At 35.3% G+C, this 26,005-nt stretch carries 24 protein-coding genes and 1 tRNA gene; 23 read left to right on the top strand and 2 right to left on the bottom strand.

Translation table 11 applies throughout. From position 1 onward, the window contains the following. Window positions 1–133: 133 nt before the first annotated feature. Window positions 134–1,510 carry an argininosuccinate lyase gene (gene argH / locus J3U35_RS04670; protein ID WP_267359833.1) on the top strand — a complete coding sequence of 459 codons (1,377 nt, stop codon included), beginning with the start codon at window positions 134–136 and terminating at the stop codon, window positions 1,508–1,510. A 199-nt stretch (window positions 1,511–1,709) separates the two neighbouring features. After that, window positions 1,710–2,795, top strand: coding sequence for a 3-phosphoserine/phosphohydroxythreonine transaminase (gene serC / locus J3U35_RS04665; RefSeq protein WP_267359831.1), 1,086 nt, complete (start codon window positions 1,710–1,712; stop codon window positions 2,793–2,795). A 53-nt stretch (window positions 2,796–2,848) separates the two neighbouring features. Here the strand turns inward: serC and J3U35_RS04660 are convergent, their stop codons facing one another. Further along, window positions 2,849–3,208 (bottom strand): DUF4156 domain-containing protein, encoded by a 360-nt coding sequence (locus tag J3U35_RS04660; RefSeq protein WP_065557704.1) that lies wholly within the window; start codon window positions 3,206–3,208, stop codon window positions 2,849–2,851. Window positions 3,209–3,429: 221 nt separating this feature from the next. Between J3U35_RS04660 and J3U35_RS04655 the strand changes: the two genes are divergently transcribed. From J3U35_RS04655 to J3U35_RS04560, 20 genes are all read left to right on the top strand, one after another. After that, window positions 3,430–3,506, top strand: a tRNA-Ile gene (locus J3U35_RS04655). Window positions 3,507–3,560: 54 nt separating this feature from the next. Further along, entirely contained in the window at window positions 3,561–4,457 is an 897-nt protein-coding gene (locus J3U35_RS04650) for a ParA family protein (protein ID WP_267347894.1), read from the top strand. A gap of 40 nt (window positions 4,458–4,497) precedes the next feature. Next, window positions 4,498–5,829 carry a replicative DNA helicase gene (locus tag J3U35_RS04645; protein WP_267347892.1) on the top strand — a complete coding sequence of 444 codons (1,332 nt, stop codon included), beginning with the start codon at window positions 4,498–4,500 and terminating at the stop codon, window positions 5,827–5,829. A 13-nt stretch (window positions 5,830–5,842) separates the two neighbouring features. Continuing rightward, the gene (locus J3U35_RS04640; protein WP_267355822.1) at window positions 5,843–7,477 is read left to right on the top strand and encodes a ParB family protein; all 1,635 of its coding nucleotides are present in this window, start codon (window positions 5,843–5,845) and stop codon (window positions 7,475–7,477) included. A gap of 14 nt (window positions 7,478–7,491) precedes the next feature. Continuing rightward, the gene (locus tag J3U35_RS04635; protein ID WP_267347890.1) at window positions 7,492–8,091 is read left to right on the top strand and encodes an STY4526/YPO1902 family pathogenicity island replication protein; all 600 of its coding nucleotides are present in this window, start codon (window positions 7,492–7,494) and stop codon (window positions 8,089–8,091) included. Window positions 8,092–8,101: 10 nt separating this feature from the next. After that, window positions 8,102–9,361: an STY4528 family pathogenicity island replication protein gene (locus tag J3U35_RS04630; RefSeq protein ID WP_267347889.1), complete on the top strand. Its 1,260-nt coding sequence runs from the start codon at window positions 8,102–8,104 to the stop codon at window positions 9,359–9,361. A gap of 123 nt (window positions 9,362–9,484) precedes the next feature. Then, the gene (locus tag J3U35_RS04625) at window positions 9,485–10,150 is read left to right on the top strand and encodes a PFL_4669 family integrating conjugative element protein (protein WP_267347887.1); all 666 of its coding nucleotides are present in this window, start codon (window positions 9,485–9,487) and stop codon (window positions 10,148–10,150) included. Window positions 10,151–10,170: 20 nt separating this feature from the next. Then, a complete protein-coding gene (locus J3U35_RS04620; protein WP_267347885.1) occupies window positions 10,171–10,704 on the top strand; it encodes a DUF3158 family protein in 534 nt (177 codons plus the stop codon). A 2-nt stretch (window positions 10,705–10,706) separates the two neighbouring features. After that, entirely contained in the window at window positions 10,707–11,132 is a 426-nt protein-coding gene (locus tag J3U35_RS04615; RefSeq protein WP_267347883.1) for a hypothetical protein, read from the top strand. A gap of 65 nt (window positions 11,133–11,197) precedes the next feature. Next, a complete protein-coding gene (gene ssb, locus J3U35_RS04610; RefSeq protein WP_267347882.1) occupies window positions 11,198–11,731 on the top strand; it encodes a single-stranded DNA-binding protein in 534 nt (177 codons plus the stop codon). Window positions 11,732–11,794: 63 nt separating this feature from the next. Beyond that, a complete protein-coding gene (locus J3U35_RS04605) occupies window positions 11,795–12,019 on the top strand; it encodes a helix-turn-helix domain-containing protein (RefSeq protein ID WP_267347881.1) in 225 nt (74 codons plus the stop codon). 336 nt (window positions 12,020–12,355) lie between these two features. After that, complete coding sequence (locus J3U35_RS04600) at window positions 12,356–14,380, top strand: DNA topoisomerase III (RefSeq protein ID WP_267347879.1); 2,025 nt, start codon at window positions 12,356–12,358, stop codon at window positions 14,378–14,380. A 1-nt stretch (window position 14,381) separates the two neighbouring features. Beyond that, window positions 14,382–15,656, top strand: coding sequence for an AAA family ATPase (locus tag J3U35_RS04595; protein WP_267347878.1), 1,275 nt, complete (start codon window positions 14,382–14,384; stop codon window positions 15,654–15,656). A gap of 142 nt (window positions 15,657–15,798) precedes the next feature. Beyond that, window positions 15,799–16,035: a hypothetical protein gene (locus tag J3U35_RS04590; RefSeq protein ID WP_267347876.1), complete on the top strand. Its 237-nt coding sequence runs from the start codon at window positions 15,799–15,801 to the stop codon at window positions 16,033–16,035. Between the two features lie 549 nt (window positions 16,036–16,584). Then, window positions 16,585–17,154, top strand: coding sequence for a hypothetical protein (locus J3U35_RS04585; protein WP_267347874.1), 570 nt, complete (start codon window positions 16,585–16,587; stop codon window positions 17,152–17,154). After that, window positions 17,151–17,948 (top strand): hypothetical protein, encoded by a 798-nt coding sequence (locus tag J3U35_RS04580; RefSeq protein ID WP_267347873.1) that lies wholly within the window; start codon window positions 17,151–17,153, stop codon window positions 17,946–17,948. Before J3U35_RS04585 ends, J3U35_RS04580 begins: the two co-directional genes overlap by 4 nt. 9 nt (window positions 17,949–17,957) lie before the next feature. Further along, window positions 17,958–18,728 carry a TIGR03759 family integrating conjugative element protein gene (locus tag J3U35_RS04575; RefSeq protein ID WP_267347872.1) on the top strand — a complete coding sequence of 257 codons (771 nt, stop codon included), beginning with the start codon at window positions 17,958–17,960 and terminating at the stop codon, window positions 18,726–18,728. Continuing rightward, a complete protein-coding gene (locus tag J3U35_RS04570; protein ID WP_267359829.1) occupies window positions 18,728–19,252 on the top strand; it encodes a PFL_4695 family integrating conjugative element protein in 525 nt (174 codons plus the stop codon). The genes J3U35_RS04575 and J3U35_RS04570 overlap by 1 nt, the downstream gene beginning before the upstream one ends. Before the next feature lie 38 nt (window positions 19,253–19,290). After that, window positions 19,291–21,465 carry a type IV conjugative transfer system coupling protein TraD gene (gene traD / locus J3U35_RS04565; RefSeq protein WP_267347871.1) on the top strand — a complete coding sequence of 725 codons (2,175 nt, stop codon included), beginning with the start codon at window positions 19,291–19,293 and terminating at the stop codon, window positions 21,463–21,465. A gap of 5 nt (window positions 21,466–21,470) precedes the next feature. Next, window positions 21,471–22,169 carry a TIGR03747 family integrating conjugative element membrane protein gene (locus J3U35_RS04560; protein ID WP_267347869.1) on the top strand — a complete coding sequence of 233 codons (699 nt, stop codon included), beginning with the start codon at window positions 21,471–21,473 and terminating at the stop codon, window positions 22,167–22,169. A 35-nt stretch (window positions 22,170–22,204) separates the two neighbouring features. On the opposite strand, the gene J3U35_RS04555 is transcribed toward J3U35_RS04560, so the two are convergent. Continuing rightward, complete coding sequence (locus tag J3U35_RS04555; protein ID WP_001143759.1) at window positions 22,205–25,210, bottom strand: Tn3-like element Tn3 family transposase; 3,006 nt, start codon at window positions 25,208–25,210, stop codon at window positions 22,205–22,207. Between the two features lie 163 nt (window positions 25,211–25,373). On the opposite strand from J3U35_RS04555, the gene J3U35_RS04550 reads away from it, so the two are divergent. Further along, on the top strand, window positions 25,374–25,931 hold the full coding sequence (locus J3U35_RS04550; RefSeq protein WP_152953140.1) for a recombinase family protein: 558 nt from the start codon (window positions 25,374–25,376) through the stop codon (window positions 25,929–25,931). The last annotated feature ends 74 nt before the right edge of the window (window positions 25,932–26,005 follow it).

Genomic DNA, 26,005 nt, shown 5'->3' with positions numbered 1-26,005 from the left:
AGATAAAAGATATATATAGGCTATGTCCTGTATATATCTCTTTTATAGTCTGTTAGCTATTTTATACAAAATAAGAACAATAAATTCAGATTGTTTAGCAATTAAAATTGATTAATAAATATTTGAGGTAGGTATGGCATTATGGGGTGGGCGTTTTAGCCAAGCAGCAGATCAACGTTTTAAACATTTTAATGATTCTTTGCGCTTTGATTATCGTCTTGCTGAGCAAGATATTATTGGATCTATAGCTTGGTCTAAAGCATTGGTCACGGTTAGTGTCTTATCCTATGATGAGCAAAAAAAACTCGAAAAAGCCTTAAATGAATTATTAGTCAGTGTTCAACACAATCCTCATCAAATTTTAGAAAGTGATGCTGAAGATATTCACAGTTGGGTCGAACAAAAATTAATTGAAAAAGTGGGCGATCTTGGTAAAAAATTACACACAGGACGAAGTCGTAATGACCAATCTACTACCGATTTAAAACTATGGTGCAAATCTGAAATTCAACAGTTGATTTCAGCCATTAATCACTTAAGACAATCTTTAGTTAATACGGCTGACAAGCATCAAGATACTGTGATGCCAGGTTACACCCATTTACAACGAGCACAACCCATTACATTTGCGCATTGGTGCCTTGCTTATTATGAGATGTTAACGCGTGATGTGAGCCGTTTACAAGATACGTTAACACGTTTGGATGTGAGTCCATTAGGTAGTGGGGCACTAGCCGGTACCGCTTATCCAATGGATCGGGAGGAGCTTGCAAGCTGGTTAGGGTTTGCTCAAGCAACAAATAACAGTTTAGACGCTGTTTCTGACCGTGACCATATTCTGGAATTATTAAATAACGCTTCAATTGGTATGGTACATCTATCACGTTTTGCAGAAGATTTGATTATTTTTAATAGCGGTGAAGCTAATTTTGTTGAATTGTCTGATCGTGTTACATCGGGTTCTTCATTGATGCCTCAAAAGAAAAATCCGGATGCTTTAGAGTTAATTCGAGGAAAAGTCGGGCGAGTTGTGGGGGCTTTAACTGGTGCAATGGTCACTTTTAAAGGATTACCGCTAGCTTATAACAAAGATCTACAAGAAGATAAAGAACATCTCTTTGATGCTCTAGATACATGGCTTGAATGTTTAGATATGGCCGCTTTAGTATTGGAAGATATCAAAATTAATAACGATAGATGTCGAGAAGCCGCCAAACAAGGCTATTCAAATGCGACTGAACTGGCAGATTATTTAGTTGCTAAAGGTATACCATTTCGTGAAGCCCATCATATTGTGGGTGAGGCCGTGGTCGGTGCTATCGCTAAACAAAAAGCTTTAGAAGAACTCTCATTAGAAGAACTAAAAGCGTTTAGTTCGGTAATCGACAATGATGTTTACCCAATTTTGTCTTTAGCATCTTGTCTTGCCAAACGTTGTGCAAAAGGGGGCGTATCACCAGACCAAGTAAAAATGGCGATTGAAAATGCTAAACGACAATTAGCAATTTAATTGGTCATCCCACCTGTTGAGCCAGTATTTTGCTGGCTTTTTATATTATCACTGTTTTTATTACTCAATAATCTTATCAAATATACAAAACAAATTTGACGGCGATTATTCAAAAGATCTTGATAAAAATCTGATTGTATATCTTGCCAGACAGTGTAAAAATGTATGTCTATTTTTTGAAGGATTAAAGTGAATTGCAATGAATAAGAGTTATAACTTTAGTGCAGGTCCGGCTAAAATACCTGCTGATGTTTTACAACAAGCACAGGCTGAATTATTAAATTGGCAAAATACGGGCGCTTCGGTGATGGAATTAAGTCATCGAGGCAAAGAGTTTGATCAATGTGCGATTGAAGCAACTAATGATTTGCGTGATATTTTAAAAGTACCCAATAATTATAAAATATTATTTTGTCAGGGTGGGGCTCGCGCACAATTTGCAGCTGTTCCTTTAAACATTTTAGGGAATAAAACCAGTGCTGATTACATCAATAGTGGATATTGGAGTGAATGTGCAGCTAAAGAAGCAAAAAAATATTGCAATGTTATCGAACAAAATATTGTTATTAAACAGGCAGGAATTACATCTGTTAAACCTATGTCTGATTGGCATTTAAATAGTGATTCGGCATATGTCCATTATTGCCCAAATGAAACCATTGATGGTGTCGAAATATTTGAAGAACCTAATTTTGACGATAAAATTGTAGTGGCTGATTTTTCTTCTTGTATTCTATCTCAACCTATTGATGTTAGCCGTTATGGTATCATTTATGCAGGTGCCCAAAAAAATATAGGTCCTTCAGGTATTACCATTGTTATTGTCCGAGAAGATCTTCTTGGTCATGCTAAATCTATTCTGCCTTCCGTTTTAGACTATAAAGTGTTAAACGATTACGATTCTATGTTTAATACTCCGCCAACCTTTGCTTGGTATATGTCAGGTCTAGTTTTTAAATGGATTAAAAAACTTGGCGGATTAGAAGCGATGGCAAAACGCAATCATGCTAAAGCGCAACAACTTTATCAATTTATTGATCAGTCAGACTTTTATCGAAACACTGTGGCAAAAAATAATCGATCCATCATGAATGTAACGTTTTTATCACCCAATGAAGAGTTAGATAAAAAGTTTGTTAGTGAAGCAACGCAAGCCAATATTATTGGTATAAAAGGGCATCGTATTGCCGGTGGAATGCGAGCATCAATTTATAATGCGATGGATATTGAAGGTGTGAATTACTTAATTGAGTTTATGAAACAATTTGAAGCTCAAAATGGATAATTAAAATTTATTTTGTGAATAAAAAAGGGGAGTACTTCCCCTTTTAATCAATCTTAATTACAACGATAAACGTCACCAACCATAACCGCATCAGTTGGAGCAACATCTGAGATATATTGTAATGATGCATCTTGAGCATCATATATCACATTTCCCCCCATAGCGGCAGCTTTGTTCATCAAATCAGATGCAGCATCACGAATCAGTTCGCTATGTGTTTTTGTACCAGAAAAAAATGTTCCACGACGTCCTTCAGCTTTACCTAACAGTTGGCAATTAGCCGTTGGTTTAGTATCAACAAACTGAACTTGACGCCCAGCTTGGGTAAGCTCATATTGAGAATTACTACATGCATTTAAAAATAACGCTGTAGACACTGTTAAACTAACTAATAATAATTTTTTGCAAGACATAATATTTCCTCAGCCATTAGAACAACAGAACATTAATTATAACCTAAAACATTGTAACAGGTTAATGGGTTTAAAAATATCAGTTATTAAAATCCAAAGTATCCAATAGATTAAAGATTAAGAAATAAGCAAACCGACTTAATTTATGCATTTAACTATAGCAAAATCGATTTAAGTCTATTATAATCGCAACCCTACTAACTTAGTAGCACATCACTAAAGGCCCCTTAGCTCAGTTGGTCAGAGCAGTCGACTCATAATCGATTGGTCACTGGTTCAAGTCCAGTAGGGGCCACCATCAATATCATGATTTTAATGTTTAATAAATTTTAATTTTTTAAGGGTTAATATCATGAAAAAAAATGCAACAGTTATCACTATAGCCGATACGAAAGGCGGTTCTACCAAATCTACTACAGCGGTTAATATTGCGGCTTTTATAGCTCATTCAGGTTTAAAAACATTATTATTAGATTTTGACTTAGAGCAGCCAACAGCTTGTTCATATTTTCCATTGCAAAAAGAAGCGCCATTTGGCGTTTATGAATTTCTTATAATGCATGAAACAGATTTAGATAAACTAATATCTGCGACGACAACAAAAAATTTAGATGTTATGTCATCAAACAGCGTTAGACAAGAAATCGTTTCACATTTAAACGCTTCGGCCGACGGTATTATACGTCTAAAATCATGCTTAAAACTTCTCAAAAGTGAGTATGATGTTATAGTCATTGATACTGTAGGAACAATTGATCCAACTGTTAACATGGCAGTACTTGCTTCTGATGTGGTTTTATCTCCGCTAGATCCTTCCATGCCAGGCGTTCGAGAATACCTACGTGGTACTATTTCTAATTTGTTTAGAAGTTTGATTCCTTTCACTGATTACGGCATTGTATTACCGCCCGTCTATACTTTTTTTAACCGAGTAGAAGAAAATAACGATTGCCGTCGTATAAAAGAACTCTTTAACCAACAAATCAAATCTCTGTCACAGCTACCTTTTCAAATTACTGTTTTAGATAAAGATATTAAAAAGAAAAATAGTTACAAAGTTGCTGCATCTCTTGGTATAGCAGCGTTTCAGCATTATACCGAACCAACAAATAAAGTAGAACACCCTTATAAAATAACAAAAGCACAGGCTCAAAGTATCAAAGAAGATATTTATTATTTGTGTCAACACCTATTGCCGAAGTACAAGTTAAAGTTTGACGAATTTATGAAAATTGAAATTACTCATTAATCATTTTATTCCTGTTTTTAATAAATATTAAGGTGATTATATGAATAAGCAATTTTATTCTAATGATACTGAGCGATCTGTATTAGGTGCATTATTAATCGATAATAGCAGTATCGATGATTCATTTGAAATAAAAGTGGATGATTTTTATATACCACAACACAAATTGATCTTCGATGCTATAGTCTCTTTAATACAAGAGGGTAAGAATGCTGATATTTTGACAGTATCTCAGGCTCTTTCCGAAGAAAAACTTAGGAGCTGTGGTGGGTTAGCATATTTAGCTGAGTTAACTAGAGATACACCAAGAGCAACAAATTATAAGTACTATGTATCAATTTTACGTAATTATACAAAAGCTCGTAGTGCTAATAATATTGCGAAAACATTGATAAAAAATCTTTCAAAAGCATCATTTAGTGATTCAGATAGCAGTAATCAGATTATAGCAAAAACTGAATCCGAACTTTTTCAGCTGGGACATGCCATAGATAATCAAGATGAGCAACTTATACCCGCAATGTTGAGTAATCTTATGACATTTTTGGAAACAGAACACTCTCCATTTATTCCAACATTTTTTAAAAACTTAGATTCTAAAATAGGTGGGTTGGAACCCAAAGAGATTACGATTATTGCAGCAAGGCCTTCTATGGGGAAAACCGCGTTTCTTATTTCAATGATATACAACCAAATAATAGCGCTTAATGACAATCCAAATTTACCTAAACAACCTATTTTTGTTTTTAGTTTAGAAATGGATTCACAATCATTAATGTTGCGATTATTAGCTGCATTAGCTCATGTACCGTTTATCGATATAAAGAATAAAAATCTTGACGATAGTGATTACGGAAAAATTTCTCAAGCAATTGCAATTTTATTGAAGTTAAAAAAATTTCTTATTATTGATGATAATGCGCATTTAACTCCTAGTATTTTTAGACGTAAAGTTCAGCGTTATATACGCTTATATGGTCAACCAACATTTGTAGCAGTTGATTATGTGCAGTTAATGTCATCAGGTGAAAAAAACAATGAAAATCGTGCTGTTGAAGTGAGCAATATTAGTAGACAACTAAAAATTCATTGTAAGGATTTCAATATTCCCTTAGTTCTGCTTTCACAATTAAACCGTTCAGTTGAATCTCGTTCTGATAAACATCCTCTTTTGTCTGATTTGAAAGAATCTGGCAGTCTTGAGCAAGATGCGACAACAGTAATATTGTTATATCGAGATGAAGTCTATAACGAAAACAGTGAATGTAAAGGAACAGGTGAATTAATTGTGGCCAAAGCTCGTAATGCTGCTACAGGTAAAGTAGTAGTCAAATTTGATGGGCCATATATGCATTATCAAAATTTAGTTTAAGGAATATATTAATATGATGGTAGAACAAAAATCATCTGTAGACGTTATGCGTGAACGTATGTCTACAGGTTTTCCCGACGGTGATCGGGCGACCACTAAAATTACATTGAATGAAATGCCTATGCGAGTAAATCTAGATGAATTAAGACCTAGCAAGGTATTACCACGCTTGAAAAAAAATGAATTATATGAAGATATTAAAGAATCTATTCGCAAAAAAGGACTTGATAATGCACCTGTAATTACAAAAATGCCAGGAGAGGAAGGGTATGTAATTTCAGATGGAGGAAATACACGATTACAAATTTTGAAGGAATTGTATGATGAAACTGGTGATAAACGCTTTTATACAATTAATTGTCTTTTTCGCCCCTGGGGGGGAGAGCTGAAATCTATTGTTGGACATTTAACCGAAAATGGACTTCGTAATGATTATACATTTATAGAAAAAGCATTGGGCGTTGCTAGGAGTAAAGTTTTGTATGAAGAAGAAGCTGGCAAAACACTTTCTTCACGAGAGTTAAGTGAAAGGTTAAAAAATCACGGGTATCCTATTTCTTATGTATTAATCACTAAAATGCTCAATACAGTTGATTATTTGTATCCCTACATACCGGAGATCCTGAAATTGGGATTGAGTCGAAATCAAATAGAAAAAATTTTAATGTTAAGAAGTATATGTTCGGATATATATAAACGTTCGGAAAAATATGATGATGACAATGCTTTTGTTGAAGGTTTTAATTTAGTATTAAGTGAATTTGATTATGATCCCGAATTATTTAGTTATGACCGTTTGCAAGACGAGATGTTTGGTTATTTTGCAAAATTGCTGGACATAAGCTATCAGCTTTTTGAATTTGAATTAGAAGAGAAAAAACATAAAGGGATAAAGAAAAACTTGTCACCAATCGATGTTAGCAAAAATGACGCTAATACTGAACAAGGTGAAGTAGATACATTGAAAGTTGCTGCAATACAAAAAGATGAATTGCAACAGGATTTTTCATCTGAAACTGATGTTAATAGCCAACAATCTACTAAAGTTGGCCAAATTTCATTTAAAAAAGAGATAAATCCAACAATAATATCCGATGATGATCCTGAACCCTCTTATACTGTTTCACCGAGTGGCGATATTACTGTACATGACGGAACTGATGTTAACTCAGTTATAAAAGAAATAATTGAATCTACAGATTTAGCAAAAATTAATCCACATGCATACAGCCTCAGTGCTAATTTAAATACTTATGGTAAAACAGAAAGAACACCTATTTTAGATTTATGGAAATTGCCAGAACAAGCTACTAATTATGAATATGTTTTTCGAGATATAGCAGGGCATGTACTTGATATATTTGATGAGCTAAGAATTAATAAAGAATCTTTTGCATTTTCAATTGATGAGAATGACAAATCAAAATTACCCGTCATTGCGTTTAACAAGCTTACTATTGAAGACGAAGCTGATCGTAAAAAATGCATAGCATATGAGTTGTTATCATCCTTACTTACAGAACCAACTGAAAAAACTGCTAGCCTATATTGTTTAATCACTGAATTCAATGATTTTGTAGTGATTAAATTTTTACGAATTATTCGTTTATTCCGAGTTTATAACGAGTTTTTAAACCAACAACATTAAATATGAGGCATATTATGGTAAGTGTCAGTAACAATATAAATTTAGCGATCCTGAATATGGTCCATAATTTTATTAATGAAGGAAAAATTCAGTCATTAATTGAAATGGGATTTACTATTGAACATTTAAAGCAAATGAAAGAATTGAGTTATTCACAAATTACTTATATTGCAAACTCACCAGTGCTGTTGATACAAGTTACCATAAATACAAAATTATTTGATGTTGTATTGGCAAGAGCAAAAGAATTTGAAGAAAGAAGTCATATTATTGATAAAGCATATTCACTAGGCGCATCTATAGAAATTTTAAATAAATATTTTGGATTATCAACATCTGATATTAGTTGCTCAAGGAAACTTAAAGATTTAACTGTATCAAAGGGGCGTTTTAGGAAACCTGACGATGCGGAAAAAATAGTTATTTGGGAACAATGGCAGCTTAAAAAAAATGAAAATTCCGATATTTTAATAAATGATGATTTAAATCGTTTATTAGTTTATATGGATATTACTCAACATGTTTCTATAATGAGCGATGATAATATTGAACCGTTAACATTGACATCGGTAATTAAAGAACTAGAGCCATTAATTAATTCAAGTAATTTGTAAATCAAAAATTATGGTAGATTTCGAAAATCAAATTAACTCATTACGCAATGCGTTGGTAGAACAGAAGATAAAAAGCGATTCTTCTGATGAAAAGATTGCTATGTTTTTTGCAGGCAATCAATATGACTCAATGCCTCGAGCTTTATTAGAAGACGATTCAATTACTTCATTAGATAAATATGCTTGGCAACGGTTGTATATTGAACTACAAAAATACAAGCACAGTAACTATTTTCCAACTTACGATAATTTACAAAAGTTGTGGGGGAACCAAGGAGGTACATTGTCTAGAAAAACTGTGCGAGAAATACTTTCTAGATTAGTTTTATCAGGCTGGTTGTCATTTAGAATGATTCGAAGCAGTAGTAATGGTCAAATTATGGGTAATATTTATATTCTTCATAATACAGCACTGCCTCTTGAAAAGATAATTGATGAAAGTGTTATACATATTTTAACATCAATGCTAAATAAAAGTAGCATTACAAAATCATTAGCTATGTTGGCATACAATCTAGTTAGCACGTATATCAATAAAAGCACTCAATCAGAAAAAGACATTTTTTTGCACATTAACGATGCAAAAACTGAAACCGATATAAATTACAATTTTAATAATATTGCATCATCGTTACTCAATCATTTACAGAATTTATTAAGTTCCCAAAAGAAACTAAGTGAAAAAACACCAAGTTTTCAAAAGGAATTAAGTAAAAAACAACTAAGTTCCAAAAGTGAACTGAGTCTGAATTCACAGAGTTCCCAAAAGAAACTACCAAAAAAATCATCATGTTATGATTCATCTAGTAGTACTAGTAGTTTATATAGTAGTACTACTGATAGTAATATTTTGTTAGATATTCCAGATAATATCAAAGCTTGTCTTGGGCAAGGATTGAATGATGTTATCAGTGCGATAACTAAAAATAGTTTAGATATACAAATTGCCAATAATGTAATTAAAACGATCTCTCAGAAAGATATTACTAAAATAAAAAATATGACTGCTTATCTTGTGACAAATATACAAAAAGCCGCTCGAGGTGAATATAACCTCATTCCAACAAGTAATCAGAAAACATCACTAATCACGTTAAATACCCCAACAGATGAAGTTCCTAAACAGAAAATTTTAAGTAACTTACCTGTTGAGAAGAGGGTGATTAGCAAAGAAAAGATAGAGGAACTTTTGAACCCATTGAAAGATATGTTACTTGAGGTTAACCCTAAAAGTGTTGTTACGGGGGGTAACAGTGAGCTAAGTAGTTAATTTACTGTTACGGGGGATAACAGTGAGCTGAGTAGTTAATTTACTGTTACGGGGGGTAACAGTGAGCTGAGTAGTTAATTTACTGTTACTTAAAATTTATTTTATTTAAATAGGAGTATTTACATGGAAACAATTGAAACCAATCAAGTAGGTGTTTTACGAAGCGATATTAGAATAGAGCTTCATAGTGTTCCCGCAATTCAAATCTGGTATGGCAGAAAAAAAACTGATGATAAGCATCCGATTCAAAGTATGACAAGAGCTATTGCTTATTTAAAAGTTATTGAAATAGCAACACGTCTTGATGACCCCTATGCAGACATTAGATTGACTAAGTTCTATGAACATATTACTAAAATTGAAAAATTATTAGAGCTTGAGAATTATCGTATTGATGAAATACTTAAATCAGTACCGTCTGGTTTTAAAATAAGTGATGCGACATCAGTTAAACCCGTCGATCTGAGCTTATTTATTAATGTACCTAGTGGTTATCAATTAGTATTTTTACTGTGTAAATTTGATTTATTTGTCCGAAAAGTTCAGCTAGCTAAGCATATTTCATTAATCAAAGGTGGTGATGCATCAGATAGGCAAAATATGATTGCTCATGAATTACGTTCGTTAATTACTTATATAACTAAATATAAACGCCTAGGCGTAACTCGAAAAGATTTTGTTGATAATACCCCGTTAGCAACTAAAGCTATTGAGCTATTCGGAATTGTACCAGAAGAAATATTAAATGCAGATAAAATTCGAGACAGAACTATATCAATCATGAACTAACTTAATAAGGTGTTTATCTAATGAATAAGTTTTATAAAGATGAATATGCAAATACACTTTCTCTATTAGATTATCAATTTGCAGAACAATATCTATCCCTAAAAGGCCTTTTAAAGCCTTTTAAAGGTAAGGGGGAATATGAAACTATTTTACAAGAAATTGAATCCTACCTTTCTAGATTAGAAAATATTGCAGAAAGACTCATCAATGACACAAAGGATAAATTACCAATTAAGTATTTACCTTTTTATTTAAAAAAAAGACGCTTATCCAATGGTTCAGTGTATTTAAGTTGGAAGTATAAGAAAATAGTCATTGTTGATGGTAAAACCAGTCGTACTGAAATTGAAGGAAAACAATTGATATTAGATGCCTTGGAACAAAACAATTTGAGTTATGAGGATAAAAAATTTATTCGGCAACTGGAAGTTGATCGTTTAACGTTAAATTTTCAAATGAGGATATGTATTCGAATCAGGCATTTAATCAATGAAATGTTACCTAAATTTGATGAGTTGAATCAATTTGATGATAAAACCTGTATGGATAAGTAAAAATGAAAACAGAGAATAGTGGGTCAATTTTTTTTATTATTATGGTAAGCATACAATTGATGTTAGTTTCGAATATTGCTCTTTATCTAACAACCGATTTATCCAATCATCAATTAATAAGTATTTTAAGCATATTCAATATTATTTTTTTAGTTGTATTTATTTTTGTATTACTTATAAGCATAAAATCAAACTTACTGGCTATTATTATTTTAATAATATCATGGGCATTTTCCTTAAGTTATTCAATAAATGAAAGTAATCATCTTGGATTACTTAATAATCAAAATGTATGGCTAATATTTAAAACTGAAAATAATTGCAAATTGATATCAAAAGGGACTGTTAATTTTCTGATTTTTCCACTTGCAAATAATGGTTGGTTGTGTGCTGATGGGGTTATTTACTATAACCACTTTGATATGTAAATAAGGAAAAATATGCCTAGTAATGGTATTTAACTTTAACAAATTTAATATATAGGAGCATTAAAATGGCAAGTCGAGGAATCAATAAAGTAATTTTGGTAGGCAATTTAGGAACCACCCCTGAAGTGCACTATTTACCCAATGGTGGAGCTGTTACAAATTTTAGTATTGCAACATCGGAAACTTGGAAAGATAAGCAAACTGGTGAAGCAAAAGATAAAACTGAGTGGCATCGAATTGTCGTGTTTGGTAAATTAGCTGAAATTGCTGGCGAATATCTTAAAAAAGGGATGCAAGTTTATATTGAGGGACAGCTTCAAACTCGGAAATGGCAAGATCAATCAGGAACAGATCGTTATACAACTGAGGTCGTGGTTAATATTAATGGAACATTACAAATTCTAGGTAGACTTAATAGTAAGTTGGATGATACTACATCGCAAAATTTGGGACAAAGTGCAAATAATCAATCCTCAGTGCCGGCAGCTGCACAACAGCAAGAAACACCATCTAATGAACCGTCAATGGATTTTGATGACGATATACCTTTTGCTCGATACGGTATGATGTATCCAAGGCATATGATTCATGTTATTTAGTTATTAAAAGTGACTAATGATTCAATAAAAGTGGTGTGGATAGGATTTAAATTGGAGATTGCTATGAGAAATAAAGACTGGGTTCCATCAAGAGTAGTGGGTGAATTAAAAATCAGAGGCTTTACATTAAGGGGATTGTCTCGCAGTAGTGGTTTAAGTCCAGATACATTGAGAAATGCGTTATACCGTCACTGCCCTAAATACGAAAGAATTATTGCAGAATATTTAAAAGTTCCTGTAGAAAAAATTTGGCCTAGTCGTTATAAGCCAGTTACTAATAATGACTAAGAGAAAGTTATTGGCAGTAGACATTTTTATTTTAGAGTAAGGATCATAAATTTTGGATAAGATTTTAATACTTACAGTTATTTTATCATTACTAACAGTAACGGGTTACTCGAATAAAAAATATAATACACTAAACATGAAAGCTTGAATGAATAATCCGTTTCTTAAAATTAAGTAAAATGCGCAAAGTTTGCGCTTTTTTTATATGCTGGTTATTTTAATATGTGTTTTAATTGAATAAATTATTTTAATTTATTCAATTTGATTTCTATTTAAATGTAGTTATCAATAAACTAATTGATATTCTCATATAATTAAAATATATGAGGATATATTATGCTTTTATTTATTTGCGAAAAACCTAGTCAGGCAAAAGATATTCAAAATCATATCGGAGTAACGATAAAAGATAATGGGTTTAATCGTAGTGCTGATGGTTCAGCATGTATTACTTGGTGTATTGGTCACTTACTTGAGCTTGCAGAGCCAGAATATTATGATGAAAAATTTAAAAATTGGAATATCGATCATTTGCCAATTTTACCTCAAGAATGGTTATATAATGTTAAGAAGACAACATCAAAGCAATATAAAGTTATTCAATCGTTAGTAAAAAAAGCAAAAACGATTGTGATTGCTACAGACCCAGATAGAGAAGGGGAGGCGATTGCATGGACACTTCTTGAACGATTAAATTGGCGAGGTGTAACAAAACGGTTATGGTTATCAGCTCTTGATGATGTTTCCATAAAAAAAGCACTAAGCAATCTCAAGGGAGCAAGTGAAACTTATCCACTATATTTAGCTGCACAAGCACGAGCAAAAGCAGATTATCTTGTTGGTTTAAATAGTACCAGATTATTCACTTTGCTTGGTCGAAATGCAGGATTTAATGGCGTATTGTCAGTAGGACGAGTTCAAACCCCAGTGTTGAAATTGATTGTTGATAGAGATAGGGAAATTAAGAATTTCAAACCTAAACCCTACTTCGATATTAATATTCATTTATCTAAAACATCTCAATCATTCAATGCAAAATGGATCCCTAAAGAATATATCGATGATGCTGGGCGATGTTTGAATGAATCATTTGTACGACAAATAGCCCAGAGAATACAAAATTCTGGACAAGCAAAAGTGACAGATATTAACACTGAGAGAGTTAAAATAGCCCCACCTTTAGCTTTTAGTTTAAGCGATTTACAAAAAGCATGCTCCCAAAAATACGGTATGAAAATGACGCAAGTATTGGATGTTGCACAATCACTTTACGAAACTCATAAACTTACAACTTATCCAAGAACTGATTGCGGATATTTACCTGAGTCAATGTTTGATGAAGCTCGAACGATAGTCTCTGCTATTATGAAAAATGACCCAGAAATGGCCAAGTTTTTGACAAGCGTCAATTTAGAACTCAAATCTCGTGTTTGGAATGATAAAAAAGTTACTGCCCACCACGGGATAATCCCTACTGCTAAGATTGCTGAATTATCACAGCTTAGTGACGATGAACTTAAAGTTTACGATTTGATTCGACGTCATTATTTAGCTAACTTCATGGTGCATAGTGAGGTTGATAAAACAGTGGTTAATTTAACAAGCTCTAGTGAAAAATTTCAGGCCCGTGGAACGGTTCAAGTTGAACGTGGTTGGAAAATGTTATTCGTTAATGAAAACATCGAAAATGCTGAAGATGTTGATGATAAGCAAAAATTACCAGCATCATTATTGTCAGGTGATATTTGTAGTATTACAAAGACGGATATTAGAGCATTACAAACTAAACCTCCAGCACATTTTGATGATGGTAGTTTGCTTGATGCAATGAAGCAAATTGCAAAATATGTTGAAAACCCAAAATTAAAAAAAATGTTGAAAGAAACATCAGGAATAGGAACTGAAGCTACAAGAGCCAATATTGTCGGTACACTTGAAAAACGCAACTATATTGAGAGAAAAAAGAAAAATATAATCGCAACGAATATTGCTTACGCATTGATAGATGCTTTACCTTCAGTTTTAAAAGATCCTGGTATGACTGCGTTATGGGAACAAGAACTGGAAGATATTGCCTCGGGTAAACAGCAGCAAAGCGAATTTATGCGTAAGCAATATATTTTTGTAAATCAGTTGATACAAACACATAGAACAACCGTTTTAGCTCAAAACACATATGCGACTAAAGCAATATCGTTTCGATGCCCTGAATGCAGTAGTGGTGAACTGATAAAACGCAAAGGTGAAAGTAAAAAAGGATCATATACGTGGTTTGGTTGCTCACGTTACAAAGAAGGCTGTAAGTTTACATGTTTTGCAGACAAGAAAGGTAAGCCTATTTTGAAAAGAAGGGATGATTAGTATGAGCGTTAAATCTAAAACACTAAAAAAAATACCAATGTGGCAACACGCCATTGATTTACATAAAAGTCTTTATCCAGAAGATTTTGGTGTCCTCGTAAAAGATGCAGATTATTTTCGTAAAATCAGCGATATTCTCATTAATCGACGTAAAAATAAAATTTGTAGCCTTCTTGATATAGAGCGATTGCCATCTCCCTTAATGTCATCAAATGCTTTACCTGTTGTTATAAAAACAGGTAAAGGGCGACGTCTTATGTTTAATGATGCATCGGGTTTTTTTAGAATTAAACTTAATAATGAGCATACAGTTCATATTTTACGCTCTGTATTGAACTCTAAAGTATCAATTGAATACACAATTGGTACAGAGAAAGCATTGTTATTATTACATGATATTTGTGATACAGGAACAAAGAAGATCATAAGAAATTTACCCAAAAAAGGTGTGTGGGAAATATCTTACTATAATAATTCAGCTTGCTACTGGAGAGTTCAACCAAAAACATTAGAAGAATTTAAACGATTTTCTAATCATCCAAGATATAAAATTTTAGAGGATGATTTTAACCAATTTTTTACTGAAATTGATCTTTATACCCGTTATGGTCAATCCGGTATGAGAAAAGTGTTGTTAACTGGACCTCCTGGCACTGGAAAAACCACTATCGCTAAAGCTTTATCTGTTATTCATAGAAATGATGTTGTGGTTATTTATGCCACGGGAGATAGTTTTTTCTTAGCTTGTGAAGAGGCAGCAAAAAAACAAAGACCAGCACTAATTATTGCCGAGGAAATTGATGAATTATATAAAGCCAATGCTTCAGTACTTAGTTTTTTGGATGGTAGTCTAACACCAAGGAATAAAGCTGGTACATATGTTATATTTTCAACTAACTATCCTAAAAGAATTGACCCTCGAATAAGTAAACGACCTGGTAGAATTGATAAAATTATTTCTGTTAGCGCATTTAGAAGTAAAGCTGCAGCTGAGTGCGCCAAAATGTATCTTCCGCAAGATTGCTATATCAGTGATAAAGACTTAGGGGATGCATTAGATAGAACAACTCCAGCCGAAATTAAAGAGATTATTAATGTGGCTTTAGGGATGATAAGAGTGACTAAAGATGATTTAACAGGAGAATCTCTCATTAAAGCCCGAAACTATCTGAGTAAGTCATTAAAAAATGCGATAGAGGAATGTGATGATGATTCGGATGTTCGAAATGAAATTTATGAGCGTAATGGACCACAGTTGGATTATTCGGACTATTAATATAAAGATTAATTCAATCAGATTTGATATTAGATTTATGAGTTTGATTTTTTATTTTTCTCATTAGTTTTATTTATTATTTACATTGACTTTTGCTAAGTTTAATATAACGTCTTAAACCAATTAGAGAGTAAAATGATCTATGAAACAAAAAAAATCAAATATTCATCGGATTCATCCGAATGACTTTGATAATTATGAAGATTTTGATTTTTGTCGTGCTTGTGCGATCTTACAATATCAAATAGAACTGCAAATTACTGAGATTTTTAGTCAAGTTGAAAATGGTGAGACAGTAATGATATGGGATACTAAAGGTGATCCTGAATTATTTCGTGATATGCAAAAGGCAGTGAAAAATCTAGAGAGAAACCCATAAAATATACGGATGATTGTAACAACTCTGTGTAAGTTACAACATATGCATAAAAACCGATAGGGCTTTATGTTTATCAGAGTTTATTTGATTCACTTTTCAATTTTTTAAATGTATACAATAAAGAACTCAGTTCAGGGTAAATACCATTGTAGCAGGAAAAACAGTGGTATTTACCTTGTTTGTTCTATAATGACTAATAACAACACCAAAACTGAATGGTAAAAAATCAGTAGCCCTTAGTGCGTTAACGCGTGCCAAATAAGACTGTTTAGAAACAGACTTATTTATTCGGTTCAACTCAGCTTACTTAATAGCGAATCGAAAATGTGTATGAAATTGCATGATTTTTGAGGGGAAAGTGCATTTCGTCACTTTTATTGAGTTATCTTCAATTCTAATTATATTAATTATATATATACAAAAAAACAAGAAGCCCATTTTGATAAATGGGTTTTTTGTTATACTCAGAATTGATTTATTTGTTTACTCATCCATGATTGCATTTTACCTTTCTACTTTCTACACATTATATATCTAAGGGTAAATACAATGAAAATCGCTATCTCTATGCTAGCATTACTTCCAATATTTGTATTAATGGGATGTACAAATAACTCTAAAACTATTGCCTCTAAAACTAAAATAGAATCTAAGTCTACCCAAGTTTTGCAGACAGATCGATATACCATTGTTGAACTAGACGATCCAACTCATAAATATGTATTAGAGCAAATTATAAATATTTCACTACCTAAAAATTTAAACTTAACGGTTAAAGATGGAATGGAATATGTGTTAAACCAATCGGGCTATTCTCTTTGCACTAACTCAGATATCAATATTCTTTATGAAAGTACTTTACCCAAGGTTCAATATAAAATTGGACCAATTTCATTAAATGATGCTCTATATGTTATGGCTGGGCCTGCTTGGAATTTAGTTGTTGACGATGTAGAACGAGAGATCTGCTTTCAACTAAAAAAGGGATATTTTCGAAAACAACAACCTATATCCTCAGTTAAACAAGAACCTCAACTTGATACCTATAAAGTCCCACCGAAAATAATAGAAACAAAAGATTCTAAAAATACTATTGATATTAGAGGAAGTAAAAAATGAAGGATACGTTAGTAAATAAATTAAATATAAACGGACCAGTTACTATAACTAAAAAAATGGTAATTATGATATGTGGTGTATTTGCAATTTTTTTTACATTAATAGCGATAACGTTGTTTTTATCTCTCAATAACTATGATAATTATCAATTAATATCCAATAGCTACAACGAATTATTGGAAAAAGTAAACACAAATAATGTAAGTGTAAATAATATCAATGCATTAGAAAAAAAATTAAGTGAAATTCAATTAGAGCAAAAAAAAATCAATGTAGATTATGATAATTTGAATACACGCTCTGCACGTAGTCAACAGGATATAATGTCATTACAACTAATTCTAAATGATCAAAATCTCGATAGCAAATTAGATAATCTTGAAACAGCTATAACAAATATTGAAATTGAATTAGACGCAGTTAAAAATGTTCAAAAAATGCAACAAGAATCATTAGATGGTATTGCTACATCTTTCGAACAGTTTAAACAACAAATCATCCAAAAAATCACAATGATGCTATCAAATAATAATAAATCAACAGATACAACACGAAAAAATACAGAGAATAAAGCAGCAAGTTTAATAAATTTCAAATATCAATTGTCTAGCATTGAATTTAGATCAGGTGAGTTAGTGGCTGTATTTCTACCTAAAGATGCTACATCTTTATCATCGTTAAAATTTGTAAATGAAGGTGATCAGCTAGATTCTTGGAAAGTTGCAAAAATTGATAAGAATTCGGTGAAATTAATAAATAGTAAGCAACAAGCTTATACTCTAACGATAGATTAAGGTGTAAATATGATACTAAAAAAACAAATATGCTTGTTATTGCTATTAAGTTTTATTTCTTGGAATTTATTAGCTAATTCTCACCTAGTTTCTAAGAATACCGATTCCACTGAATCTGAATCAGTTGAAAAATTTGATAAGGAATCTAGGAATACGCAAGATGAGAAAATTAAAGAAAAAGCATCTTTTTGGGGATTAACAGTTACAGAATGGCAAAAATATGAAAACCTTATTAATGAAAAAGGGCGACGATATTGGTCTCCTAATCTTGATCCTCTAACAACTCTTGGCGTTGAATCTGAAACAGAAGAAGAACGAGAACATTACGCAAAACTTCTCGTAAAAAAAGAATTTGAACGTACTGCTAAAGAACTTGAATTTCAACGAATTTATAATCGTATGTTTAAGCAACTTTATCCAAACACATTACCCATCGAACTGGATGATAATCCTAATTTTGTCGCACCTCTAAATTATGAGGGGGAACGAATAGTTTTATTTATCGATGTTAATGATAATGTCAGGGGAGAAATATTATTAGGTAAAGCATTGAAAACTAACAAGGAAATTGATATTTATTTGTTGAATACCAAACATGATGATCTAGCGGTCCAAAAGTGGGCCAACCTAAATCATCTTCCTCTTGATAGAGTAAAGAGTGGTGAAATTACATTAAATCACAATAATGGTCAATGGGAACACTTAGGAAAAAATACCTTGCCTATTTTGATACAAAATCAAGATGGTAAGTGGAGACAAATTGAATTGGGTGATTTGTAATGTTTATATTCAAAAGAGCATTGAGTTTAATTTTTATCATTTCTATAACTACTACACATTCTGCAATGGCTGATTTGAATGTTATTAGGGACTATGGCGGGAATTCAATGGGAATATATTATGATATGTTAGATCCTCAAGATGAATATAGCAAACAGCAACAGCAGTTTTTAGCTCCAGAAAACATGAAAATTGATGAAGGAACATATTTACCTGTCCACAGCGAAAAACTTTCTGTAGGTAGGTTTGAGTCTTATCAAGTTGATTATCCCACATTAAATCCTTTTATCATTTTAGGTGCTGATGATCTTTCAATTGAGTGGTTAAAAGCAAGAAATAATGATCTAGAAGCGATTGATGGGTTAGTGGGGGTCGCCGTCAACATAAATGATGTCAATCAGCTTAAAATGTTAAAATCTATTACTAAAATCCCTATATATGCCATGCCTGGTGATGAGTTAGCAGAGAAGTTTCAATTAACACTATATCCTGCTTTAGTTACAGCAACAAGCGTTGAACAATAAGTTTTTCCTAGATGTTAACATAATATAAATATTAAATCATGAGTAATGAACACGGTATTGAAACGATATTCAGACCTGCCTCTGAAATGTATAGTGCAGTTACATCTATCATTTGTGCATGGATCTGTCTTTTTGCACCATGGGCAGTAGCATTATCATCCTCTGTTAATATTGGTGTTGCAGGGGCATTTCTTCTGTTTGGCATTTATCGAGCTAGGCAAGGTATAAAAATTATTCGTTATAAACGTAATATAAAACGTTTACCGTTTTATTCTCTGACAAGTGAACAAATCCCTGTTAGCCAAAAATTTCTTTTTCTGGGAAGAGGGTTTAAATGGGAGCAAAAACACTTACAAAGAATTATCTTATGTCGGCGAGAAGAATATAAACGTTTTGTTCAACCATCACCTATATATAGGGCTGCTAGACAATTGGAACAAAAGCATGAAAAAAGCCTTATAGCAAAGTGTACTAGTTCAAATCGTTGGTTTAATCCATTGAAACCATTACCACCAGTTGGCGGAAACCCATTCTTACATGGTGTTGAAATTGATGAGATTGATATTATGATGCCATTTGTGGATAGAGGAGGTCATACATTAGTACTGGGAACAACAGGTGTCGGAAAAACAAGACTGTTAGAAGTACTTGTTACACAAGATATAGCTAGAGGTGATCCTGTTATTGTTATTGATCCTAAAGGAGATGCTGACGTATTAATAAGAATGTATGCTGAAGCAAAACGAAACGGCAGATTAGACGAGTTTTATGTATTTCATTTGGGTTATCCAGAAATATCGGCTAGGTATAATGCTATTGGTCGTTTTAGTCGAATTACTGAAGTTGCACAACGGGTTTCGGCTCCACTGGCAGGAGAGGGGAACAGTGCAGCATTTAAAGAGTTTGCTTGGCGATTTGTTAATATTGTTACCAAAGCTTTAATTGAGTTGGGTCGTCGACCAGATTATATACAAATCAATCGTTATACAAACAATATGGATGTTTTATTTTTAGAATATGCTCAGCACTATTTTGAAAAACATGATCCGAAAGCATGGATTACTATTAGCGAAATGGCAACAAAAATTAATGACAAGAATGTTTCACTAGCAATGCGAGGAAGAGATAAATTTGTCGTAGCACTTTATGACTATATAGCTGCTAAAAAAATTCGTGATGATGTTCTTGAAGGTTTGCGTTCAGCAATTCAATACGATAAAACATACTTTGATAAAATTGTTGCTTCATTAATGCCATTTTTAGAGAAGTTGACAACAGGAAAAACTGCACAATTATTAGCCCCCGACTACTTGGATATCAATGATGAACGACCAATTTTTGATTGGGAGCAAGTTATTCGGAAAAAAGGAATTGTCTATATTGGACTTGATGCGCTGTCAGATGCGGTGGTTGGATCTGCGGTTGGAAACTCAATGCTAGCAGATCTGGTATCAATAGCTGGATATATTTATAAATATGGTGTTGATGATGGGTTACCGGGCGAGAATAGATCTAAAATCAATGTGTGTTTACATACTGATGAAGTAAATGAAATTATGGGAGATGAGTTTATTCCACTTGTGAACAAAGCCCGAGGGGCAGGAATAAATGTTACTGCATACACTCAAACGATTTCAGATATTGAGGTTAAAGTGGGGAGTGCCGCAAAAGCAGGGCAAGTGCAAGGTAATTTCAATAATATAATTATGCTACGAGTTCGTGAAACTAAAACAGCAGAACTTATTACGTCACAGCTTCCTAAAGTTGATATTTATAAAAATACGGTAGTATCAGGTGCAAGCGATACACCGAGTCCTGATACAAAAACAGATTTTACTTCGAGCACTCAAGACAGAATTAGCACTGAGTCAATGCCATTACTAGAGCCGTCAGAACTAATACAGTTGCCTAGAGGTCAAGCATTTGTCCTGACTAACGGAGGGGTTTTATATAAAGTTCGCATGCCGCTTCCGTCTAAAGAGCAAGATATTATGATGCCCGATTCCATCAATACACTTTCTAAAGAAATGGCCAAAAGTTATTCAACGGGTGAAAACTGGTGGTTAAGTTCACATTCAGCATGGGAAAAGTCTGAAATAGATAATGATTCAGAAATTAATTGTTCTCAGGAAAATGAATTACCAGTTCATTTAGCATTGGACATTGATGATGATGAAAAAGCTTTTTTACATACTTTAAATTCGGATAAATAAGAATCATGGCTAATATTGAAAAATCGGACACTAATTCGAATACAACAAGAAAAAAAGGATTTATTGTCTCTATAATTTCTACCCTTTTTTTTTCACTTCTTATAAGCATTGTAATTGAATGTATTGGTATAACATTTTTTTGGCCAGAACTAGGTGATAGTCATAGTAAAGAAATGCTTAATACTGAGTTTGGTTACTTGACTAAAGACTTTGTTGATAGTTTTATTTTGTCTGAGCCTTTAGTTTTTGCAGAAAATATTATTACTAATGCATATCAATTTATTGCTATCAAAACTGGATTAATTGAAATAATAGATGGAACAGTGAACGATGAGAGTTCTATTATATATAAATATATTAATTCAGTAGGCGTTTACGTGAAAGCCATTATTAATGTTATATTGGTTTTTTTGGTTCGCTTAGTTATTTTGATTCTTTCAATACCTATTTTCATACTTGCATCTATTGTTGGTTGCGTCGATGGGCTTGTTCGGCGAGACATTCGAAGGTTTGGAGCGGGTCGTGAATCAAGTTTTCTATATTATCATTCTAAAGCGTGGATAAAGCCCATGTTAATTTTATCATGGCTTATCTATTTATCAGTTCCTTTCTCAATCCATCCCAATACGATATTTATACCGATGGCTTTTTTATTTGGTCTAAGTATTAGCATTACATTTGGTTCATTTAAGAAATATTTGTAAGCGGGGTCTGACGCTCAGTGGAACGAAAACTCACGTTAAGCAACGTTTTCTGCCTCTGACGCCTCTTTTAATGGTCTCAGATGTCCTTTGGTCACCAGTTCTGCCAGCGTGAAGGAATAATGGCCGAGCATATTGATATGTCCGTGGCAAAGCGGGGAGAGGCGTGCGATATCTTCATCATTCAGTGTTTCACCCTGCGCCCGGAGATGATCCAGGGCTGCCTGCATATAAATAGTGTTCCATAACACGACGGCGTTAGTGACCAGCCCCAGTGCGCCCAGTTGATCTTCCTGACCGTCGGTATATCGTTTTCTTATCTCACCTTTTTGACCGTGACAGATGGCTCTGGCAACGGCATGGCGACTTTCTCCCCGATTAAGCTGGGTCAGAATGCGCCGGCGGTAATCTTCATCATCAATATAATTAAGCAGATACAGCGTTTTGTTGATGCGCCCCACTTCAATGATTGCCTGAGTCAGTCCGGAAGGACGTTCACTTTTCAGCAATGAACGGACCAGCACTGAAGCCTGTACTTTGCCCAGCTTCAGGGAGCCAGCGGTCCGGATCATTTCGTCCCACTGAAGGACTATTTTTCGGGGATCTGATTGCCCTCTGGCAATATCATTCAGCACGCCATAGTCGGCATCATGGTCCATTCGCCAGAAAACCGAAGCACCGGCATCAGCCAGGCGTGGAGAAAACTGGTATCCCAGCAGCCAGAAAAGGCCAAAGACAAGTTCGCTGGCACCTGCTGTATCGGTCATAATTTCGGTTGGATTCAGCCCGGTCTCCTGTTCCAGAAGACCTTCCAGCACAAAGATAGAGTCCCTCAGCGTCCCCGGTATAACGATGCCATGAAAGCCGGAATACTGATCGGACACAAAGTTGTACCAGGTGATCCCTCTGTTATTACCAAAGTATTTGCGGTTCGGTCCGGCATTGATTGTTCTGACTGGCGTAACAAAGCGCATTCCATCTGCAGATGCCACTTCTCCTCCACCCCATATCTGTGCCAGTGGCAGCGTTGCCTGAAAATCAACCAGTCTGGCATTAGCGCTGGTGATAGTTTCAGCCCGCAGATAGTTCGCTTTTGTCCAGTTCAGCCGGTGTCGGGTCAGTGCAGGAACATTTGATCTGATCAGTGGTTCCAGACCGATATTGCAGGCTTCAGCCATCAGCACGGCGCTGATGCTGACGGGCAGATCATCAACTCTGGCACTGGCTTCACTAGCATGGAAAAACTCATCAGCAAATCCGGTATGGGCGTTAATTTCGAGCAGCAACTCCGTTAAATCCACCGGAGGGAGTAGATCACTGATCATTTTGCTCAGTCGTTTCAGACTGTCCGGCTCATCAAGACTGGCGAGGGGAGAAATTGTCAACCGGGGCTTCGGGCCAGAAACATCGAGTTCGACAGCCTCATTTTCGCAAAGACGTGCAGCAACCTGTCTGTAACGACTATCAAGCTGATGACCCAGAGATTTTATTGCTTCCTGCGGGTCTGTCGGGTGCCCCAAAGAACGATAAACCTTAATCCGGTTTGCCTGCCAGTCAGCACCCTGTAGTAATCTTGCACGAGGATCTCCCCACCGGTTACTGCCGGTAACGTAGACATCCCTCCGCCTCAGACTATCCTGCAGTTTACTGAGAAAGCAGAGCGTGTATCCCCTGCGGGTGATATGTTTTTCCTTGTTAATCACCAGCCGTTTCCATGACCGACTGATAATTTCCGTTGGTGCGTCGTCAAAAAACTGCCGCCGTGAGCTGAACTCCCGGCTGAGGTAGTCACAGGCATTCAGAGTGGTAACCCCGGCAGGTGCGGATGAAAATTTAACGGTATTCAGCAGATGGGGCAGGAAACGACGAACGCGCCCGTACTGCTCCACCATTTCTTCATGAAAATTATCGTCTGAGGGCCGGGCAATTTCACGGACAAGCGTGATGATTTCAGCCAGCTTTTGCCTTGGGATGTAGCTGAACACCTCAGCACGAATCGATTCGTCCGGTGTTTCTTCTTTCAGCAGGTACGAACATGCGCTGGCGAGCGCCAATGCAGATTTATCCAGATCCTTCAGCGAGCGGAGCCGTTTTTTCTGCCCAATCTTTCTGGCGTCACGGATGATAACGGCCAGCATGGCGTCCAGAACGTCCAATGCATCATCCAGCGCCAGCGTTTCCCATGCAAGGACAAAGGCAACCAGAACCGCCATCCTTTTCTGCGGTGACATCCTGGCAATATTGAACACCGAAGTCATACCAGCATAACGTGCGAGATTTTTCAGGCGCACAGCCGGGAGTGTACTCAGGTTTTCAGCATGCAGGCCAAAATCGTTCAGAGTTTTCCAGCGTTCAATTGCTTCATTAAACGCCGGACCACTGATGGTCACAGGGCCCTTTTTCAGTGATTCCAGTAAAGACAGGCGGCTGCAATCAGTTGGCCCCAGCAGCATCTCCAGCTGTGAACGCTGTTCGGCTGACGGTATCAGTGCCAGTTTGTTCCACAGGCGCAACGTCGCCTTTTCCCTTACCTCTGAAATCAACCGGGTCAGCGTAGTGGCTCCGGGGAGAATAATACGATGTTGCATAAGCCACCCTGTCGCCAGATCGAAAAGCAGGCCAGGACGTTCGTTGCTTATCCAGCTCCGGGTATATAAAAGACGGGTAAGGCGAAATGTCCAGGGCCAGGCAAATTCACGATACTGATAGTGCTGACGTATCAGCGCTGCATGCTCACGGCGGGTATTTTCCCTCTGACCGTATTCTGCAAGAACGGTGATATCACGAATCCCGAGCTGTCTGGCGGTAAAATGCCGGACGCCGGAAGGAATATGATTCATATCGGTGAGGAAGGTGCCCAGAAAACGGACACATCCAATTTGCAGGGCAATGCCCAGACGGTTGTGATCACCTCTGCTTTTTCCGATAAATTCCTTGTCTGCTTCATCAAGGTGAAAATATCGTGCCAGCTGAAGCTCATCCGGTTCACCGGTGAATCTGCCATAGCTTTCAGTCTGCTCAGTGGTCAGAAAGTCAACGGGCATATCGGCCTCCCTGCCTGACGGGCATTTAGTAACATTTTTGCAACCGTACGAAATGTTATAAATTATCGGACATCGTAAAACTGTTACATTAATATGTCTATTAAATCGTAAATTTGTAATAATAGACATGAGTTGTCCGATATTCGATTTAAGGTACATTTTTATGCGACTTTTTGGTTACGCTCGGGTCTCAACCAGTCAGCAGTCTCTTGATCTTCAGGTCAGAGCACTCAAAGACGCAGGTGTGAAAGCAAACCGTATATTTACCGATAAGGCATCCGGCAGTTCAACAGATCGGGAAGGGCTGGATTTGCTGAGGATGAAGGTGGAGGAAGATGATGTCATTCTGGTTAAGAAGCTCGACCGTCTTGGCCGCGACACTGCCGATATGATCCAACTGATAAAGGAATTTGACGCTCAGGGCGTGGCAGTCCGGTTCATTGATGACGGGATCAGTACCGACGGTGATATGGGGCAAATGGTGGTCACCATCCTGTCGGCTGTGGCACAGGCTGAACGCCGGAGGATCCTAGAGCGCACGAATGAGGGCCGACAGGAAGCAAAGCTGAAAGGAATCAAATTTGGCCGCAGGCGTACCGTGGACAGGAACGTCGTGCTGACGCTTCATCAGAAGGGCACTGGTGCAACGGAAATTGCTCATCAGCTCAGTATTGCCCGCTCCACGGTTTATAAAATTCTTGAAGACGAAAGGGCCTCGTGATACTATAGGTTAATGTCATGATAATAATGGTTTCTTAGACGTCAGGTGGCACTTTTCGGGGAAATGTGCGCGGA

The organism is Gilliamella sp. B2717 (genome assembly GCF_026536675.1).
Lineage (GTDB): Bacteria > Pseudomonadota > Gammaproteobacteria > Enterobacterales > Orbaceae > Gilliamella > Gilliamella apicola_I.
This window is presented reverse-complemented; position numbering and strand designations above follow the sequence as displayed.